General features: G+C 62.1%; 15 protein-coding genes. 11 read left to right on the top strand and 4 right to left on the bottom strand.

Features of this window, described 5'->3' with window-relative positions:
* The first annotated feature begins 62 nt into the window (after positions 1-62).
* The 5 genes from BWR02_RS10545 (at position 63) to lpdA (ending at position 6,851) form a co-directional block, all read left to right on the top strand.
* Positions 63-437, top strand: coding sequence for a hypothetical protein (locus BWR02_RS10545; protein ID WP_201276229.1), 375 nt, complete (start codon positions 63-65; stop codon positions 435-437).
* A gap of 37 nt (positions 438-474) precedes the next feature.
* Complete coding sequence (gene thiE / locus BWR02_RS10540) at positions 475-1,101, top strand: thiamine phosphate synthase (RefSeq protein WP_139557723.1); 627 nt, start codon at positions 475-477, stop codon at positions 1,099-1,101.
* Positions 1,102-1,227: 126 nt separating this feature from the next.
* Entirely contained in the window at positions 1,228-3,912 is a 2,685-nt protein-coding gene (aceE, locus tag BWR02_RS10535) for a pyruvate dehydrogenase (acetyl-transferring), homodimeric type (RefSeq protein WP_139557721.1), read from the top strand.
* Between the two features lie 10 nt (positions 3,913-3,922).
* The gene (gene aceF, locus BWR02_RS10530) at positions 3,923-5,260 is read left to right on the top strand and encodes a dihydrolipoyllysine-residue acetyltransferase (protein WP_139557719.1); all 1,338 of its coding nucleotides are present in this window, start codon (positions 3,923-3,925) and stop codon (positions 5,258-5,260) included.
* Between the two features lie 151 nt (positions 5,261-5,411).
* On the top strand, positions 5,412-6,851 hold the full coding sequence (gene lpdA, locus BWR02_RS10525) for a dihydrolipoyl dehydrogenase (protein WP_139557718.1): 1,440 nt from the start codon (positions 5,412-5,414) through the stop codon (positions 6,849-6,851).
* Positions 6,852-6,858: 7 nt separating this feature from the next.
* On the opposite strand, the gene BWR02_RS10520 is transcribed toward lpdA, so the two are convergent.
* On the bottom strand, positions 6,859-8,178 hold the full coding sequence (locus tag BWR02_RS10520; protein WP_139557716.1) for an AmpG family muropeptide MFS transporter: 1,320 nt from the start codon (positions 8,176-8,178) through the stop codon (positions 6,859-6,861).
* Positions 8,156-8,935 (bottom strand): exodeoxyribonuclease III, encoded by a 780-nt coding sequence (locus tag BWR02_RS10515; RefSeq protein ID WP_139557714.1) that lies wholly within the window; start codon positions 8,933-8,935, stop codon positions 8,156-8,158. Before BWR02_RS10515 ends, BWR02_RS10520 begins: the two co-directional genes overlap by 23 nt.
* A gap of 157 nt (positions 8,936-9,092) precedes the next feature.
* On the opposite strand from BWR02_RS10515, the gene rpmE reads away from it, so the two are divergent.
* The gene (gene rpmE / locus BWR02_RS10510) at positions 9,093-9,296 is read left to right on the top strand and encodes a 50S ribosomal protein L31 (RefSeq protein WP_129883770.1); all 204 of its coding nucleotides are present in this window, start codon (positions 9,093-9,095) and stop codon (positions 9,294-9,296) included.
* 126 nt (positions 9,297-9,422) lie between these two features.
* On the opposite strand, the gene BWR02_RS10505 is transcribed toward rpmE, so the two are convergent.
* Together BWR02_RS10505 and BWR02_RS10500 are read right to left on the bottom strand one after the other, a co-directional pair.
* The gene (locus tag BWR02_RS10505; protein WP_139557712.1) at positions 9,423-10,049 is read right to left on the bottom strand and encodes a hypothetical protein; all 627 of its coding nucleotides are present in this window, start codon (positions 10,047-10,049) and stop codon (positions 9,423-9,425) included.
* A 35-nt stretch (positions 10,050-10,084) separates the two neighbouring features.
* Positions 10,085-12,484 (bottom strand): penicillin-binding protein 1A, encoded by a 2,400-nt coding sequence (locus BWR02_RS10500; RefSeq protein ID WP_236102124.1) that lies wholly within the window; start codon positions 12,482-12,484, stop codon positions 10,085-10,087.
* Positions 12,485-12,735: 251 nt separating this feature from the next.
* On the opposite strand from BWR02_RS10500, the gene BWR02_RS10495 reads away from it, so the two are divergent.
* The 5 genes from BWR02_RS10495 to BWR02_RS10475 all read left to right on the top strand — a co-directional run bounded on the left by BWR02_RS10495 (position 12,736) and on the right by BWR02_RS10475 (position 17,917).
* Positions 12,736-13,800, top strand: coding sequence for a pilus assembly protein PilM (locus BWR02_RS10495; protein WP_139557710.1), 1,065 nt, complete (start codon positions 12,736-12,738; stop codon positions 13,798-13,800).
* Positions 13,797-14,372 carry a PilN domain-containing protein gene (locus BWR02_RS10490; RefSeq protein WP_201276228.1) on the top strand — a complete coding sequence of 192 codons (576 nt, stop codon included), beginning with the start codon at positions 13,797-13,799 and terminating at the stop codon, positions 14,370-14,372. Before BWR02_RS10495 ends, BWR02_RS10490 begins: the two co-directional genes overlap by 4 nt.
* The gene (locus tag BWR02_RS10485; protein ID WP_236102122.1) at positions 14,369-15,013 is read left to right on the top strand and encodes a type IV pilus inner membrane component PilO; all 645 of its coding nucleotides are present in this window, start codon (positions 14,369-14,371) and stop codon (positions 15,011-15,013) included. Before BWR02_RS10490 ends, BWR02_RS10485 begins: the two co-directional genes overlap by 4 nt.
* Positions 15,014-15,110: 97 nt before the next feature.
* Positions 15,111-15,644 (top strand): pilus assembly protein PilP, encoded by a 534-nt coding sequence (locus BWR02_RS10480; RefSeq protein ID WP_236102120.1) that lies wholly within the window; start codon positions 15,111-15,113, stop codon positions 15,642-15,644.
* Positions 15,641-17,917, top strand: coding sequence for a type IV pilus secretin PilQ (locus BWR02_RS10475; protein WP_139557707.1), 2,277 nt, complete (start codon positions 15,641-15,643; stop codon positions 17,915-17,917). The genes BWR02_RS10480 and BWR02_RS10475 overlap by 4 nt, the downstream gene beginning before the upstream one ends.
* Positions 17,918-17,992: the final 75 nt, after the last annotated feature.

Genomic DNA, 17,992 nt, shown 5'->3' with positions numbered 1-17,992 from the left:
GTCCCTCTGGGTATTTCGTCACACGAGGGATTCGAGGCATGGGCATAGAGAACATCCGGGGCGTGATCATCGCGGCATCCGTAGCCGGTCTGATGAGTGGGTGCGCCGCAATCGAGCGCAACGAAGTCACCGACATCGAGCAGATGCTCGCGGCGTCGGGCTTCCAGATCAAATACGCTGACACACCGGACAAAAAAGCCCACCTCCAGACGCTGACCCAGCTCAAACTGGTTCCGCACAACGAAAACGACTCGGTGCGTTTCATTTACGCCGACGCCAAATATTGCCAATGCCTCTACGCTGGTGACGGCGCGGCTTATCAGCGCTATCAGCAGCTCGCCATACAGAAGTCGATCGCCGACGAACAGCGGCAGGCGGCAATGATGAACGAAGACGCGGCGATGAATTGGGGCATGTGGGGCCCGTGGGGCTGGTAACCGGGTCGCTGGCGAGGCGTTACGCCTGACCAGGCGCATGGGCCCGTTGCCGTTCCCGCGCCGCGGTCTTTACGTCATCACGCGCGATGGTGAGCCGCATGCGGCGCTTACCGCCTCAGTCACGAGCGCCTTGCAGGGTGGCGCCGCAGTAGTTCAGTTGCGCGAGAAGCTGCCTTCGGAACGGGCCCGCAAAGCCGCGCTTCTGAGGAGTATCTGCCGGGAATTCAACGTCCCGCTCATCATCAACGATGACGCCGAGTTAGCGGCCAGCATCGGGGCGGACGGCGTACATTTGGGCCGCGAGGACGTTTCGATAATGGAAGCCCGCGCCCTGCTGGGCGCGCGGTCGATCATCGGCATCTCCTGTTACGACTCGTTGGCACGAGCCGAACATGCGGCGACCCAGGGTGCAGACTATGTCGCTTTCGGCCGGTTCTTCTCCTCAGTCACCAAACCTCTGGCCTCTCCCGCTCGTCTCGATACCTTGCTAGCCGCCCGATCACGGCTGGCAATCCCGATCGTCGCGATCGGCGGCATCACGAAAAGAAATGGCGGGGAGCTCATCGAAGCCGGCGCGGATCTGCTGGCCGTGGTCGATGCCGTCTTCGGCGAAAACGACCCGGAAACCGCGGCCCGCGGCCTGTTGTCCCTGTTCGCGCTCTGAGTGCAAACACCCGCGCACCATCCCTCCCCGTCCACAAACCGTTTCCCCCTTGGGGCATGGATACCAGGGGAGCGGTAAGACTATAATCCGCCGATTGTTCAAACCCCAGCGTACGTAAAGGCACACATGGCAGCAGTCAATCCCCTCACGCTCGCGCAAGTCCCACACGACCGCGATGTCGACCCCGGCGAGACGCGGGAATGGCTCGATGCGCTGGCCGCGGTCATCGAGCAGGAGGGAATCGAGCGGGCGCATTTCCTGATCGAGTCCCTCGTCGAGAAGGCTCGCCGCTCGGGCGCGAACCTGCCGTACAAGGCGAATACGGCCTACCTCAATACCATCCCGCCGCAAATGGAAGCCCGCATACCGGGCGACCAGGAAATCGAGGGTCGCATCCGTTCATACGTGCGCTGGAACGCGCTGGCGATGGTACTGCAAGCCAACCGCAAGTCGAGTGAATACGGTGGGCATATCGCCAGCTTCGCGTCGGCGGCCACGCTCTACGACGTCGGGTTCAACCATTTCTGGCGTGCACCCACCAAGGAACATGGCGGCGACCTGATCTACTTCCAGGGCCACGCGGCGCCGGGCATTTATTCGCGCGCTTACCTGGAAGGCCGGTTGACCGAAGAGCAGCTCAAACGTTTCCGCCAGGAGGTGGACGGCGGCGGCCTGTCTTCCTACCCGCATCCATGGCTGATGCCGGATTTCTGGCAGTTTCCGACCGTATCGATGGGGCTTGGTCCCATCATGTCGATCTATCAGGCCCGCTTCCTTAAATATCTTCAGAACCGCGACATTCTCAAGACCGAAGAACGCAAGGTCTGGTTCTTCGGCGGCGACGGTGAAATGGACGAGCCGGAATCCCGCGGTGCGATTGGCCTGGCCGGACGCGAGAAGCTGGACAACCTGGTCTTCGTGATCAACTGCAATCTGCAGCGTCTCGATGGTCCGGTGCGCGGCGACGGCAAGATTATCCAGGAACTGGAAGCGGAATTCCGCGGCGCCGGCTGGAACGTGATCAAGGTCATCTGGGGCTCATACTGGGATCCGCTGTTCCTGAAGGATCATTCCGGCCTGCTGATCAAGCGCATGGAAGAGGCCGTGGACGGCGAGTACCAGAACTACAAGGCCAAGGGCGGGGCCTACACGCGCCAGCACTTCTTCGGCAAATACCCCGAGTTGCTCGAGATGGTCGCCAACATGTCCGACGAGGACATCTGGCGACTCAATCGCGGCGGTCATGACCCCCACAAGGTTTACGCGGCCTACCATGCGGCCGTGCACCACAAGGGTCAGCCGACCGTAATCCTGGCCAAGACCGTCAAGGGCTACGGCATGGGCCGCGCAGGCGAAGGCCAGAACATCACGCACCAGCAGAAGAAAATGAACGAGGAGGCGCTGCGCGCCTTCCGCGACCGCTTCAACATCCCGGTCTCGGACGACCGCCTGGCGGAAATCCCGTTCTACAAGCCACCCGAGGATAGCCCGGAGATGAAGTATCTGCAGGAGCGCCGGCACGCGCTCGGCGGCTACCTGCCGGCGCGGCGGGAGCAGGCGCCGTTGCTGCAGGTACCGGATCTCAGCCTGTTCGAAAGCCTGCTGAAGAACAGCGAGGACCGGGAGCTGTCGACGACGATGGTCTTCGTCCGCATGCTGACGATCCTGCTGCGCGACAAGAAGCTGGGCCGCTACATCGTCCCCATCGTGCCGGATGAGGCGCGTACCTTCGGCATGGAGGGCTTGTTCCGCCAGTACAGTATCTACTCGTCGGTCGGCCAGCTCTACACGCCTGAAGACGCCGACCAGATCATGTACTACCGCGAGGACAAGACCGGGCAAATCCTCGAGGAAGGCATCAACGAAGCAGGCTCCGCCTGCTCGTGGATCGCCGCAGGAACGGCTTACAGCAGCTGCGGCGTGCAGATGATCCCGTTCTACATCTACTACTCGATGTTCGGCTACCAGCGGGTCGGCGATCTGCTGTGGGCCGCGGGCGACATGCAGGTACGTGGCTTCTTGATGGGCGGAACGGCCGGTCGCACGACGCTGGCCGGAGAAGGCCTGCAGCATCAGGACGGTCATAGCCTGTTGACGATGTCGACGATTCCCAATTGTGTCAGCTACGACCCGACGTTCGCCTACGAACTGGCGGTTATCGTTCAGGACGGCCTGCGCCGGATGTATCAGGAAGGCGAGAGTGTCTTCTACTACATCACGGTCATGAACGAAAACTACACGCATCCGGACATGCCGAAGGGATCGGAGCAAGGGATCATCAAGGGCCTGTACCAGATCCATGACTCGGGAAAAAAGGCATCGGTACAACTGCTGGGCAGCGGCACGATACTCCGCGAAAGCATCGCCGCGGCAAAGCTCCTCGACGACGACTTCGGCATCAAGGCCAATGTCTGGAGCGCCACAAGCTTTGGCGAGTTGCGGCGTGATGCGCTCGAAAAGGAACGCTGGAACCTCCTGCATCCCGACCAGCCGAAGCGAATCAGTTACGTCGAGGAATGTCTGGCGCCCACCAAGGGCCCCATCGTCGCGGCAACGGACTACATGAAGACCGTGCCCGACATGATCCGCGCCTGGGTACCGCGGCACTACACGGTCCTCGGCACCGATGGCTACGGCCGCAGCGACGGCCGCAAGGCGCTGCGCCGTTTCTTCGAGGTTGACCGTTACTACATCGCGGTCGCCGCGCTCAAGTCCCTGGCCGATGAAGGCCAGATCCCGGTGGAGAAGGTCACGGAGGCGCTGAAGCGCTACGAGATCGATCCGGAAAAGCCCAATCCTCTGACGGTCTAGGAATTCATCTATGGGTCGAGAAGCGGTGGTATCCGTTCCGGATATCGGTGACTACAAGAACGTCGAAATCATCGAGGTCCTGGTCAAGACCGGTGATGCGGTCAAGGCGGATGATTCACTGATCGCACTGGAGAGCGACAAGGCGGCCATGGAAGTGCCCTCCCCGTTCGGGGGCACGGTCAAGGAAGTGAAGGTGCAACTGGGTGACCGCGTCAGCCAGGGATCCCCGATTCTCACGCTGGTGGTCGAAGAGGGGGACGCGCCGACTGCCGCGAGCGAACCGGCACCGGCAGCAGCTGCCGCACCGCCAAAGCCCGAGCCCACAGCGGAGCCGCCCGCTGCCGCCACGGCGCCCCCTTCCGCCCCGGCGGCGACGCCACAACCGGCTCAGGTTACCGCCGCGGTAGCACCGCCGCCACCAACGACCACTCCACTTGGCGAGGGGGCGCCGCCGCACGCCAGCCCGTCCGTACGGAAGTTCGCGCGGGAACTGGGCGCCGATCTCGCTCAGATTCGCGGAACCGGCATCAAGGGGCGGATCCTGAAGGAGGATGTGCAGAATTTCATCAAGCAGCGCCTCCAGCAACCGGAGCGAACCGCAGCGTCTGGCTTTTCGCTGCCGGAGCCGGTCGAGATCGATTTCTCGCAGTTCGGCCCGGTGGACCGGAAGCCGATGTCCCGGATCAAGAAGCTGTCGGCCACCAACTTGCATCGCGCCTGGGTGGGGATCCCACATGTCACCCATCAGGACGAGGCGGACATCACCGACCTGGAAGCCTTCCGCGTGTCACTCAAGCAGGAGGCCGAACGGCGCGAGGTCAAGCTGACGCTGCTGCCGTTCATCATGAAGGCCGTCATCGCGACGCTGAAGGCCTTCCCGAACTTCAATGCGTCTCTGGCGGCCAACGGCGAGGAGCTGATCCTCAAGCAGTACTACCACCTCGGCTTTGCCGTCGACACCCCCGATGGGCTCGTGGTGCCGGTGCTACGCGATGCCGACCGCAAGAGCGTCTACGAAATCGCCGCGGAGCTGGCCGAACTGGGCGTGCGTGCGCGCAATCGGAAGCTCCGCAACACGGACCTGCAGGGCGGTACCTTCACGATTTCCAGCCTGGGCGGCATAGGCGGCACGTCGTTCACGCCCATCGTCAACGCACCCGAAGTCTCCATTCTGGGCGTTTGCAAGGCTCAACTGAAACCGGTCTATCAAAATGGCCAGTGGGTTCCGAGACTGATGCTGCCGCTGTCGCTGTCCTACGATCATCGGGTCATCGACGGCGCCGAAGCCGCGCGGTTCGCCGCAACCCTGGCGCAGTTGCTGGGCGACCTGCGGCGCGTACTGCTCTGATCTCTTGCTCGTTGCGGAGTCTTGGCTCCGCAACGACCGCGTCCACGGCGGTCACCGACTTCTTGCGGCAGCACGCGCAGCCCGAACCGAGGCCCGGCACGGACAACACGAACTCCTCCGAGACACCATTGCACCAACGCTAGGGAGCACCATGGCCACCGAATCCTCCGCCACTACATCAGGGAATAGTCTGCATGCCGAGGTCGTCGTGCTCGGCGCCGGACCGGGCGGCTACACGGCCGCGTTTCGTGCTGCCGACCTCGGCAAGCGCGTCGTGCTGATCGAGCGCTACGCCGCACTTGGCGGCGTGTGCCTGAACGTCGGCTGCATTCCGTCGAAGGCCCTGTTGCATGTCGCACACGTGATCCACGACGCCGAGGAAAGCGCCCCGTTCGGCATCCGTTTCGCGCCGCCGGAAATCGATCTCGACAAGCTGCGGGACTGGAAGGGCCGTATCGTCAAGACTCTCAATACCGGTCTGGCCGGGCTGGCAAAGCAGCGCCAGGTCACGGTCGTGCATGGCCTGGGCAGCTTCGCTTCGGATCGGGAAATCCGCGTCGAATCGCCCGAGGGCGCAACGACGATCACGTTCGACCACGCGATCATCGCGGCCGGGTCCACGCCGGTGAAGATTCCGGGCTTTCCATACGATGACCCGCGTCTGATGGATTCGACCGACGCACTGGAACTCAAGGACGTGCCGACCCGCTTGCTGATCGTAGGCGGCGGCATCATCGGCCTCGAAATGGCGTGCTTCTATCACGCGTTGGGCTCGAAGATTACCGTCGTCGAGTTGATGGACCAACTGATTCCGGGCTGCGACCCGGAACTGGTGAAGCCGCTTGCGCAGCGGATCCAGAAGCAGTACGAGAACATCTTCCTGAAGACCAAGGTCAGTTCCATTCAGTCCGAGGAGGCCGGTCTGCGGGTGGCCTTCGAGGGCGAAGGGGCGCCTGCGTCCGATCTGTTCGACCGGGTTCTGGTCGCCGTCGGGCGGAAACCGAACGGTACGGCAATCGGAGCCACCAGCGCCGGCATTCAGGTCGACGAACGGGGCTTCATCCCTGTCGACGACAAACAGCGCACGAATGTGCCACACATCTTTGCCATCGGTGACGTGGTCGGAAACCCGATGTTGGCGCACAAGGCCACGCATCAGGGCAAGGTCGCCGCGGAAGTGATCGCCGGACACCCCAGCGCCTTTCAGGCCCTGTCGATTCCATCGGTGGCCTACACCGACCCGGAAGTCGCCTGGATGGGGCTTTCCGAAGCCGAGGCCAAGGCGCAGGGGATAGAGTTCGAAAAAGCCGTGTTCCCGTGGGCCGCCAGCGGACGTGCGCTGGGCATGGGACGGCGCGAGGGGCTGACCAAGATGATCAGCGACAAGGCCACGAAGCGTCTGCTCGGCGTCGGCATGGTCGGGCCGCATGCCGGCGACCTGATCGCAGAAGCGATGCTGGCACTGGAGATGGGAGCCGACGTCGAGGACATCGCGCTGACCATCCACCCTCATCCGACCCTGTCCGAGACCTTTGCCTTCGCTGCAGAGATGATCGAAGGCTCGATCACCGATCTGTACGTCAAGAAGTAGCGCCGCTTCAGGCCGCGCGGTCGGACTCGGCCGCCGGCCTGCCAAAGCTCCGGGGCGTTCCGTTCCAGGGCGCGATGAAGAACAGCAGCAGCATTCCCGGGGCCGCCGCCATGAAACACAGCCAGAAGAAGCGCTCCCAGCCCAGCGCCTCGACGTGGAACAAGGTCAGGCCGCCCAGCTTCAGATCCCCGCCCTCGACGAGAAACCCGGTGAAGGCATTGGCCAGCGTCCGCGGCGTCGCGGCCAGACTCGTGAACAGCGCGAACTGGGTTGCCGTATAAGCCGGATTCGTCGTGCTGGCGATATAAGCCACGAAGGCCGCGGTGCCAAGCCCGACGCCGAAGGCCTCGGCCCCGATCACCGACGCCAGGCCCACCAGCGTATGCCCTGCCGTCGCCAGCCACGCGAAGCCGAGTATCACGAGCGCCTGCAGCATGCCAAAGACCCACAACGCCCGGTGCGTGCCCAGGTAGACCATCCAGATCCCACCGAAAATGCCGCCGGCCACGTTAGGCCACAAGCCGGCATGTTTGGCGATCATGCCGATCTCGGTTTTCGAGTAGCCCATGTCCAGGTAGAAGGGCGTGACCAGCGCGGTCGCCATGCTGTCGCCCAGCTTGTAGAAGAAGATGAAGGCCAGCACGGTGAGAGCGGAAACCCAGCCGTTCCGGCCGACGAACTCCCGAAAAGGCTCGACCACGGCGCGCCGCAGGGTCGTCGGCACCCGCTCGGCGGCCTCGGGTTCGCGCACGAGCAGCGTCAACAACAAGCCGGGCAGCATGAACAAAGCGGTAATCCAATAGACCGCCTGCCATGACAGGTGATCCGCCAGAATCAGCGACAGCGAACCGGGAATCAGACTTGACACCTTGTAGGCATTCACATGGATCACGTTGCCGAGACCCTGCTCCTCATCCCGCAGTAGTTCGCGTCGGTAAGCGTCGATCGCAATATCCTGAGTCGCGGAGAAGAACGCCACGACGACCGCCAGCGCCGAGATCGTCCCGAGATCCGGCTGCGGCGCAAAAAACCCGAAGGCCGGCAGCGTCAGCAACAAGCCCAGCTGCGTCACGAGCATCCACGAGCGGCGGCGACCGAGACGGAAACCGTAGCGATCGCATAGCGGCGCCCACAGAAACTTCCAGATGTAGGGGAACTGGACCAGCGCCAGCAGGCCGATCGCCTTCAGGTCGACGCCCCCCTCCCGGAGCCAGGCCGATAGCAGACTGATCAGCACGAACAACGGCAGACCGGAGGAAAACCCGGTCAACACGCAAATCAGCATGCGCCGGTTCAGCAAGGCCTCACGCGGGGAATGGGTAGTCATAATCGATGGTCAGAGGGGCGTGATCGGAGAATAGCTCATCTTTGTAAATGGCCGCTGAACGGATACAGTCCCGGAGCGACGGCGTCACGATCTGATAGTCGATCCGCCAGCCCACGTTCTTGGCCCAGGCTTGCCCCCGATTCGACCACCAGGTGTACTGATCGGACTCGGGGTTCACGACACGGAACGCATCGACCCAACGCTGCTCGTCGAACACCTTGTCCAGCCAGGCACGCTCCTCGGGCAGGAAGCCGGAGTTCTTTTGGTTGGAACGCCAGTTTTTCAGGTCGATCGGCTTGTGCGCAATGTTCCAGTCGCCGCACAGGACGTAATCACGACCGGACTGCATCAATTCGGCCATAACCGGCAGGAAGCGTTCCAGAAAGTCGAATTTGACTGCCTGCCGTTCCTCGCTGGACGAACCGGATGGCAGGTAGAGCGAAACGACGCTGAGCTTGCCGAAACGAGCCTCCAGATAGCGTGCCTCGCGGTCCATGTCCGGCCAGCCCAGCCCCTGGATGACCTCATCCGGTTCGCGCACGGCATACAATGCGACGCCGCTATACCCTGGCTTCTCGGCGTCCAGGTAATAACAGCTCAAACCTTCCGGCCAGTACAAGGGATCCGTCAGCTGATGCGTCTGTCCCTTGATCTCCTGGAGGCAGACGACATCAGCATTCTGTTGTGGTAGCCAGTCGAAAAACCCTTTTCGGGCACCCGCCCGGATGCCGTTAACGTTCAACGTGATGATGCGCATGCTCTGGTAAAGAACTGAAATGGCGGGGCGAATCAGTGCGCAAGGTCGGTGACCGAAGCGGCTGTCACCTTGGCCCGATTCGGTTTGCTTGATGCGTAGCGGTTAGTCAAGTAGACTTAGGGGCTTTTCGCGCCAGCCCAGTTGGGAGACCCAGTCCATGAAGCCCGATATTCACCCGGAGTACAAGACGATATCCGTGACCTGCAGTTGCGGCGCCACGTTTGAGACTCGCTCCACCCTCGGCGAGCCGCTACACGTCGAAGTGTGCTCGGCCTGCCATCCATTCTATACAGGCAAGCAGAAAATCGTCGACACCGCCGGCAGGGTCGACAAGTTCCGCCGCAAGTACGCCCGCGGCTGATCACTCGGGGCAGCGCGCTGCATCGGCGCGGCTCGCCGCGCCGACCGGTCGTTACCAGCGTCATCCCACGCCTCCGGCCTCGCTCCGGCACGTCCACAGTGCGGCCTTCTCGGCGCCGCACTCACCTCAGGTAGTCCACCTGGTATTTCGGTCCGGCGACGAACCCGGCTGATCCTCGAGCAGTCTGCGCAACTCGGCCAGCGACAGCTTCGGAAGCTGGCTCTTGCGCCGCACCCAATGACGACCCGCTCCGTCTGGAGCGAGGATCACGATGTCCACGCGCGACTGGCCAGCAAAAAAACGGAGTCCGGGTACTTCCACGAACCCTATCCGGCCCGCGATCTGGTGGCTGGTCTCCCGAAAGGGAATGCGTGCATCGAGCAGCTTCGTGATGACCTGCTCCGGCGCTTCGGGGAAAACCTGAATCGTGACCGGGCTGTGCGGCCCGGCGTCGCCGGCGACGGCATCACCAACGAGACAGGGGGAAAAGGCCTCGAGCTGCGCCATGATTTCCACCGCGATGCGCCGCAAGCTCAGCAACCTGCACTCGTGTGATGCATCCCGGTAGAGCCGGTGATACTCCTGGCGCGCGAGATCGATCACATCGTTGCGCGGCAGTTGCCGGACGTCACGCAACCCCAGCCGCTCGGCAGCCTTGAGCTTGGCCCTGCCATAATCCTCCACGCCATCCTCGATCATCACCCGAGCCGCTTCCTGGGCGATTCGGAACTGGACCCTGTCGCGAGCATTCACGGCGGTTCCCCGCTGTTGGCAAAGCGTTCGAAACGTTAAAAGAGGGACTCGATAGACCGACTGGAACCGCCACCACCGCGACTGGGCGCCCGGGATGAGCCACCGAATTCGCTGAACTCCCCTCCCTCGCCGGGCTTCGGCTTGCGTTTGGCCGGCTTAGGCACCGCACGCTTTTTGGGAACCTTGTCCGATGGGAACAGCTCCATGACCCCGGCGTCCTGGCCCTTCCCTGCGAGCATACCCGACTTGGGGTCGATACGGGTGGCCGTCAGTCCTTCCGGTTGCTGAAAGGATTCCTCAGGCACGTCGGCGAGCGCCGTCTTCATGAAATCGATCCACATTGGCAGCGCCAAGTCACCCCCTGTCTGCTTGCCCAACGACTTGAACGAATCGAAGCCCATCCAGCACACCGTCACCAGGGCCGGGGAGTAGCCGTTGAACCAGACGTCACGCGAGCGGTTGGTGGTACCCGTCTTGCCACCAAGGTCTTTCCGTCTGAGTTGCAACGCCTTCTTCGCCGTACCTGTGCGAATGACGTCCTGCAACATCGAGTTCATCATGTAATGCACCTGCGGCGACAGGATTCGCGGGGCGACCGGCTCAGCCGGCTCGGCGTCCAGCGGGCATTCCGGGCAGGCCCTGGGCGGCTTCGCCTCGAAGATCGTTTCACCGTCGGGTGTCTCGATCCGGGCGATCACATAAGGATCGACTCGAAAGCCGCCGTTGGCAAATGGGGCGTAAGCTTGCGCCATCCGGAGCGGACTGGCATGACCGCTGCCCAGCGCCAGTGACAGACCACGTGGCAGTTCGTCGCTGGTGAAGCCGAAGCGGTTCGCCATCTCGAGCACCTTGTCGGTGCCCACATCCTTCATCAGGCGCACCGAGACCAGATTCCGGCTCTTCGCGAGAGCCACCCGAAGCCGTACCGGCCCCATGAACTTGCCACCCGAATTTTTCGGGCGCCAGACCCCACCGCTTTGCGACTCGTCTTTGACCGCGATCGGACCGTCGACGACCACACTGGCCGGGGTGTAACCGTTCTCCATGGCCGTCGCATAAACGATGGGCTTGAAGCCGGAACCCGGCTGGCGTTGGGACTGAGTGGCGCGGTTGAAGCTGCTCAACGCGAAATCGTAACCCCCCACCAAGGCAATCAGAGCCCCATCCTTCGGATCCAAAGCGACGATGGCGCCTTCGACCTCCGGCACTTGCGCCAACACCCAGGCGCCCCCATCCTTGACCGAGAGCCGGACGATGGACCCCGGCTTGAGGCCTTCACGGGGATTACGCGTCCAACCGCTCTGATCGAAGTCGACCTCCGTCAGTCCGGTACCGGCCACATAAACGGTTGCGGAACGGTCCTTCAGCGAGATCACGACCCCCGGCACGGTCTCGCCACCGCTCGGAATCTTGCGCAACGCCTCCTCCCAGTCCGCATCGGTCTTGGCTTTCTTTAGGTCTATGCGCTGCTTGCTGCTGCGATAACCGCGGTGCATGTCGTAACGCCGCAACGACTTCCGGAGCGACTTTTCGGCTTCGAGCTGCAAGCGGCTGTCGATCGTCGTGTGAACCTGATAGCCATTGACATAGGCGTCTTCACCGTAGCGCTGGACCATTTCATTGCGCGCCATTTCGGCGACATACGGCGCCGACAGTTCAATCGCTCGAGTGTGCAGTCGCGCGGTATTCGGCTGTGCGAGCGCTTCCCGGAACTGCTCCGGGGAGATGAAACCGAGCTTGCCCATCCGCTGCAGAACGTAATTGCGCCGTTCCAAGGCCCGCGGCGCGTCGACGATCGGATTGTAGCGGGACGGCGCTTTCGGCAGGCCGGCGATCATCGCAATCTCTGCGAGCGTCAGGTCACGTATCTCCTTCCCGTAATAGATCTGCCCGGCAGCCGCGATCCCATACGCATGGTGGCCGAAATAGATTTTGTTCAGGTAAAGCTCGAGGATCTGTTCCTTCGGCAGGGTCGACTCGATCTTGATGGCCAGCAGAATCTCCTTGATCTTCCGTGCCAAGGTCTTTTCGCTGGTCAGGAAAAAGTTTCGCGCGACCTGCATCGTGATCGTGCTGCCCCCCTGCCTCTTCTCGCCAGTGCTGGCAAACGTGTATACGGCTCTGAGCAAGCCCTGATAGTCCACCCCGGGATGGTTGAAGAAGCGGTCATCTTCCGCTGCCAGAAAAGCCTGCTTCATGGCTTCAGGCACGTCGGCGATCGCGACCGGATAGCGTTTCGCCTCGCCATACTGAGCCATCAACTTGCCGTCGCGACTGAAGATACTCATGGGTACCTGGTAGCGTACGTCCTTCAGGCTAGCGATATCGGGCAGCTGAGGCTCCAGATAGGAGTACAATCCGAGCAACCCGACGGCGGCGAACAGGATCGCGAACAGAACGAAGGCTATAAGCCCCTTCAGCAATCTGACGAACACCGAGGAGCCAGTTTTCTTGCGAATTGCCACGCGTGGAGAGGAAGATTTGTGAAGCAGTGGGGGGAAAGTGGGCGCAGGCTCGGCGCTGATCTGGACGGAGGCCCCACGGGAGGCCCGAGAGATTGTGTTGCGAAGGATCGGTTTGCGCAGCAGATTACCATCGGGCGCAGGGTTGTACCAGTCTAACGCACCGATTAAGGCGATCCGGACCCCGGCTTCCTGATGGTCAGCGGACGCACGGAAGGCACACGATGTTTCAATTACAGAGACCGAAACCGGGACTGCTCGGAATCGACATCAGCACAGCGGCCGTCAAGCTACTCGAACTGAGCCGCGATAAAGCCGGGCTGATTCGTGTCGAGGCATGCGCGGTGGCTCCGCTGGCGCCCGGCGCCATTGTCGACCGGACGGTGGCCAACGTGGAACTCCTGGGCGATGCCTTGAAGGCGGTCGTCAAGCAATCCGGCACCCGACTCAAGACGGCAGCCGTCGCGGTACCCACCTCGGCGGTCATCACCAAGATCATCACGATGCCGGCCTCCCTGGGCGATGACGAACTCGAACTGCAGATCGAACTGGAGGCCGACCGGTACATTCCGTACCCGCTGGATGAAGTCAGCCTGGACTTCGAAGTGCAGGGGCCGAATGCCCGGAATGCGGAATTGATGGACGTGCTCATCGTTGCCTCGCGCAAGGAAAACGTCGACGATCGTCTGGCCGCGCTCGATCTGGCCGGCCTCAGAGCCGGCGTGGTCGATGTCGAGTCCTATGCGCTGGAAAATGCGTTCAGCGTGATGCTCGAGCAGCTTCCTGAACACGGCGCGGGCCAAACGACCGCCATCGCCGACGTCGGTGCGACGATGATGACACTCGATGTGGTGCATGACGGACGGAGCGTCTACGTCCGCGAGCAGGGGTTCGGCGGCAAGGAGTTGACGGAAGAGATCCAGAGCAAGTACGGCCTCTCTTTTGCCGAAGCCGGGCTCGCAAAAAAACTCGGAGGCCTGCCCGAAAGCTATTTGGAGGAGGTGCTGGACCCGTTCCGGCAAGCCATGGCCCGACAGATCAACGTGTCGCTGCAGTTCTTTCGCTCCTCCGGCGCGAACCGCCAGCTGGACAGACTGCTGCTGGCCGGTGGATGCGCCCAGATCCGGGGCATCCGCGAATATCTGGAAACCGCGCTGGAGATTCCGACGCTGATCGCCGATCCCTTTGCCGGCATGGCCCTGGCGAACAGAATCAAGGCGCCGACGCTGCGCGCCGAGGCGCCCGCGCTGATGGTCGCCTGCGGTCTGGCATTAAGGAGTTTCGATTGACCGTCCACATCAATCTGCTGCCGTGGCGCGCCGAACTGCGTCAGCAGAAGAAGCGCGATTTCTTCGCGCGGGTCGCGCTGGCCGTTTTTTGTACCCTATTGGTCATGCTCAGTGTGCACCTTCATATCGCTCGCACCATCGATCGCCAAGTGCGACGGAACGAGTTCATGAAGTCGGAGATCCGCGTGCTGGATGAAAAAATAAAGGAAATCCAGAACCTGGATACGCAGAAGCGACGTCTGGTAGCCCGCATGGAAGTCATCCAGCAGTTGCAGACCAGCCGCCCCGCCGTCGTGCACCTGTTCGACGAGATCGTACAAACGGTCCCGGAGGGGGTGTCCCTGAGCGATCTGACGCAAACTGATCAGAAGATGGTGATCAACGGTAGCGCACAATCGAACGGACGCGTCTCCGCCTATCTCCGGAATCTCGAATCGTCCCGTTGGCTGACCCGGCCAATACTCAACGTGATCCAGACCGAAAAGGAGAAGGACACGAAGACCCCGCTCGCTAAGCAGTTCACGGTCCGCGTGGAGCAGATCTCGACCGTACCGGAAGGAACGCCCCGATGAACCTGGACCTGACCCAGATCGACTGGGATTTGGAGCGGGCCGGCACGTGGCCATTGGCGGTCAAGGCGCTGGTCATCGGCGTGCTGTGCATCGCCACCACCGGGGTCTGGTACTACCTCGATACACGGAATCAACTGGAAGAGCTCGCCGCGGAAGAAGCGCAGGAAAGCCAGCTGAAGCAGACCTTCGAAATCAAACAGAAGAAGGCGGTAAACCTCGAAGCCTACAAGAAGCAACTGGTCGAGATTCAGCAGACCTTCGGCGACCTGCTGAAGCAACTGCCCGACAAGACGCAGGTACCGGACGTTCTCGTCGACGTGTCTCAGACCGGCCTGGCCAGCGGACTTGAATTCGAGTTGTTCAAGCCGGCGGAAGAGGTCAACAAGGAGTTCTATGCCGAATTGCCGATCCAGATTCGCGTCGTGGGTGACTTCCTGAAGTTCGGAACCTTTGTCAGCGGACTGGCCGCACTGCCCCGGATCGTAACGATCCACAACATCAAGATCTCGCGCCGTACCGAAGGCAACACGAAGGGCGGCAAGGAACAGTTGCTGATGGATGCCGTCGTGAAGACCTATCGCTACCTGGACGAAACCGCGGCCAAACCACCGGCACCCAAGGTGCCGCCCAAACCGAAATAGCGATACGGATTACGCGACCGAAAGGGCTCACTGAATACGAGCGACCATGACTGGATCAGGAACACAAACACATCCCCGGCGCCTGGGATGGGCCACGTTGTGGTGTGCCCTGGCAGCGCTTGCCGGCTGCGCGGACGATGAGATCAGCGATTTGCAGGCGTATGTCACCGAAGTGAAGTCGCGGAAGCAGGGCAGGATCGAACCGCTGCCGGAATTCCATTCCATCGAGCCATTCACCTTCGAGGGCAGCGGACGCAGAGATCCATTCGCCCGTGCGGAGGCGAAGGAAGAAACCAGCGAGCGGCCGCATCCGGTCGCTGGACCCCGCCCGGATCTTTCACGCACCAAGGAAGACCTGGAGGCATACGAACTCGACAGCCTGCGCATGGTTGGCACCATCAGACTTCAGGGGGCCCTTTGGGGCTTGGTCAAGGCAGCCGATGGAACAATCTACCGCGTACGCCCTGGTAACCATATGGGGCGGAACTACGGGCGAATCCAGGAAATCACGTCCGACCACATCTTTCTGGTTGAACTGGTTTCCGTGAACAACGGGTCATGGGAAGAGCGGCAGGCTGCCCTCGACCTGAATGACTCGGCCACCCCCGACGCAGAACGAAAAACGCGATGAAAGGGATACCCTGCCCCCCCACCCACACTCGCTTCCCCGGCCGCAGTCGCGTTGGACGCTGGCTGTACTTCGCGCTGGTACTGCTGGTCCATGCGGGAGCGCCCGCGTGGGCCCAGCTGAGTACGCTACGGGACGTCGATTTCTCAACCTCCGCCGACGGCGACCTGACGTTCCGGTTCAGCTTCGACAGCCCCATCGCAACACCCCGCATGTTCATGACCGAGAATCCGACTCGGCTGGCGATCGATTTCCCGGGCGCGCGGAACGGGCTCAAACAGACGCTCATTCCGGTGCGGTCCCACGGCGCGGAATCCCTGCAGGCGATCGAAGCCGGTGGTCGTACACGGGTCATTCTGAATCTCGCGTCGATGGTTCCCTATGCCGGCGAAGTCGAAGGCAACGGCTTCCGATTGACACTGAAAACGGGAGACCAGTCCCACGGCGCCTACCGGCGCGCGCCGAATCCACCGCTAGCGCCCAGCCGCCAGATCAGTCCCGGCTATGCCGCACCGGCAGCCATGCGCGATCCGATCGGCGTTTCGCGGGTAAACCGCATCGATTTTCGCCGCGGCGATCGTGGCGAGGGGCGCGTGATCATCACGCTGAGCGACCGCGATGCCGCAGTCAACGTGCGTCCGGAAGGCGGACGCATCGTCGTTACGCTGCCTGGTTCGACGATACCGTCCCAGGTTGCCCGGCAGTACGATGTGACCGACTTCGCCACCCCCGTCCGCTCCATCGATGCGAGTTCCGGCACGAAAGTGGTCATTACGCCGGGCACGGCCGACTACGACTACTCGAGCTATCAAACCGACACAGTGCTGACGGTCGAACTCCGGCCACTGAGCCGCGCCGAACGCGAAGAAGTCAGCAAGAAGCGGGGCATCAAGTATTCGGGCGAGCGCCTGTCGCTGAATTTTCAGGACATTCCGGTCCGCTCGGTGCTGCAAATCCTGGCTGACTTCACGAACCTCAACATCGTCGCCAGCGACAGCGTCCAAGGCAATGTCACGCTGCGTCTGAACGAGGTCCCGTGGGATCAGGCCCTGGATCTGGTGCTGAAATCCAAAGGCCTGGCCAAGCGCCAGGATGGCAACATCATTCGGGTCGCACCCACAGACGAGATCAATCGCCTGGAAAAGGAGGACCTGGAAGCCCAACGCATCGTCGAGGACCTGGAGCCGCTGCGCACCGAGATCATCCAGATCAAATACACCCGTGCCGACGAGATCAAGAAGGTGCTGATGGGCACCATCGACCAGACCACACCGATGCGTTCGGACCCGACAACGCTGAAGGACCTCCGCAACCTGAACGAACCACCGGAAGGACCCGCCACGGCCGAAGTGACGCAATCGATTTTGTCGGGCCGCGGGAACGTCACCGTGGACCCGCGCACGAACCAACTCATCGTCAAGGACACGGCCCGCAACCTGGAGCGGATCCGCGACCTGATCAATCAACTGGACAAGTCGGTTCGGCAGGTGTTGATCGAGTCGCGTATCGTGATCGCCCGCAACGACTTCTTCCGGGAACTGGGCGCCAAGATAGGACTCAACCGGGTCGTGCCCGGTGCCTTGCAAACCCAGCGTGCCTACCTGGTACCGACCGAGGGCGTGCTGCCCGTCGACGCCACGCAGGGCGCAACCTACGGCAGCGCTCTGGTCGATCTCGCCGCCAAAGGCGGCAGTTTCGTGACGCCGGCGGCAGCCGGATTCACGCTGCTGAAAGCCGGGGATTATCTGCTCGACCTGGAACTGTCGGCGGCACAGCGCGTCGGGCGCAGCGAACTGTTGTCGAATCCGCGGGTCATTACCGGGGACCAGACCAAGGCCACCATCAAGCAGGGTGTCGAGATACCGGTCCAGATCACCCAGCAGGGCACGACCGGGGGCCTGCCCGTACAGAATGTCCAGTTCAAGGAAGTCGTACTCGAACTCAACGTCACACCGCACATCACGCCTGACGATTTCGTGCTGATGGACTTGCTGATCAAAAAGGACACACCCGGCGGCACGACGACGAATGGCAACATCATCATCGAAAAGCGCGAGATTCAGACGACGGCCCAGGTTGCCAATGGCGAGACCGTCGTGCTGGGTGGCATATACGAAACCGACAACATCAACACGGTGGACAAGGTCCCGTTCTTCGGCGATCTGCCCGGCATCGGTTTCTTCTTCCGCCGCGACGAAGTGCAGGACAACAAGCGCGAACTGCTGATTTTCATCACCCCGAAGCTGCTGAACGACAGCCTCGGTGCCGCGCGCTAACCGCATGCAGGCCCAAGGCGTCCGCCGCAGGCGGGGCACCGTGCTATGATTTGCGCCCCAGTTTCGAGAGCTGTG

Source organism: Methylotetracoccus oryzae (genome assembly GCF_006175985.1).
Lineage (GTDB): Bacteria > Pseudomonadota > Gammaproteobacteria > Methylococcales > Methylococcaceae > Methylotetracoccus > Methylotetracoccus oryzae.
Note: the sequence above shows the minus strand (reverse complement) of the source record. Positions and strands in the feature narration are given on the sequence as shown.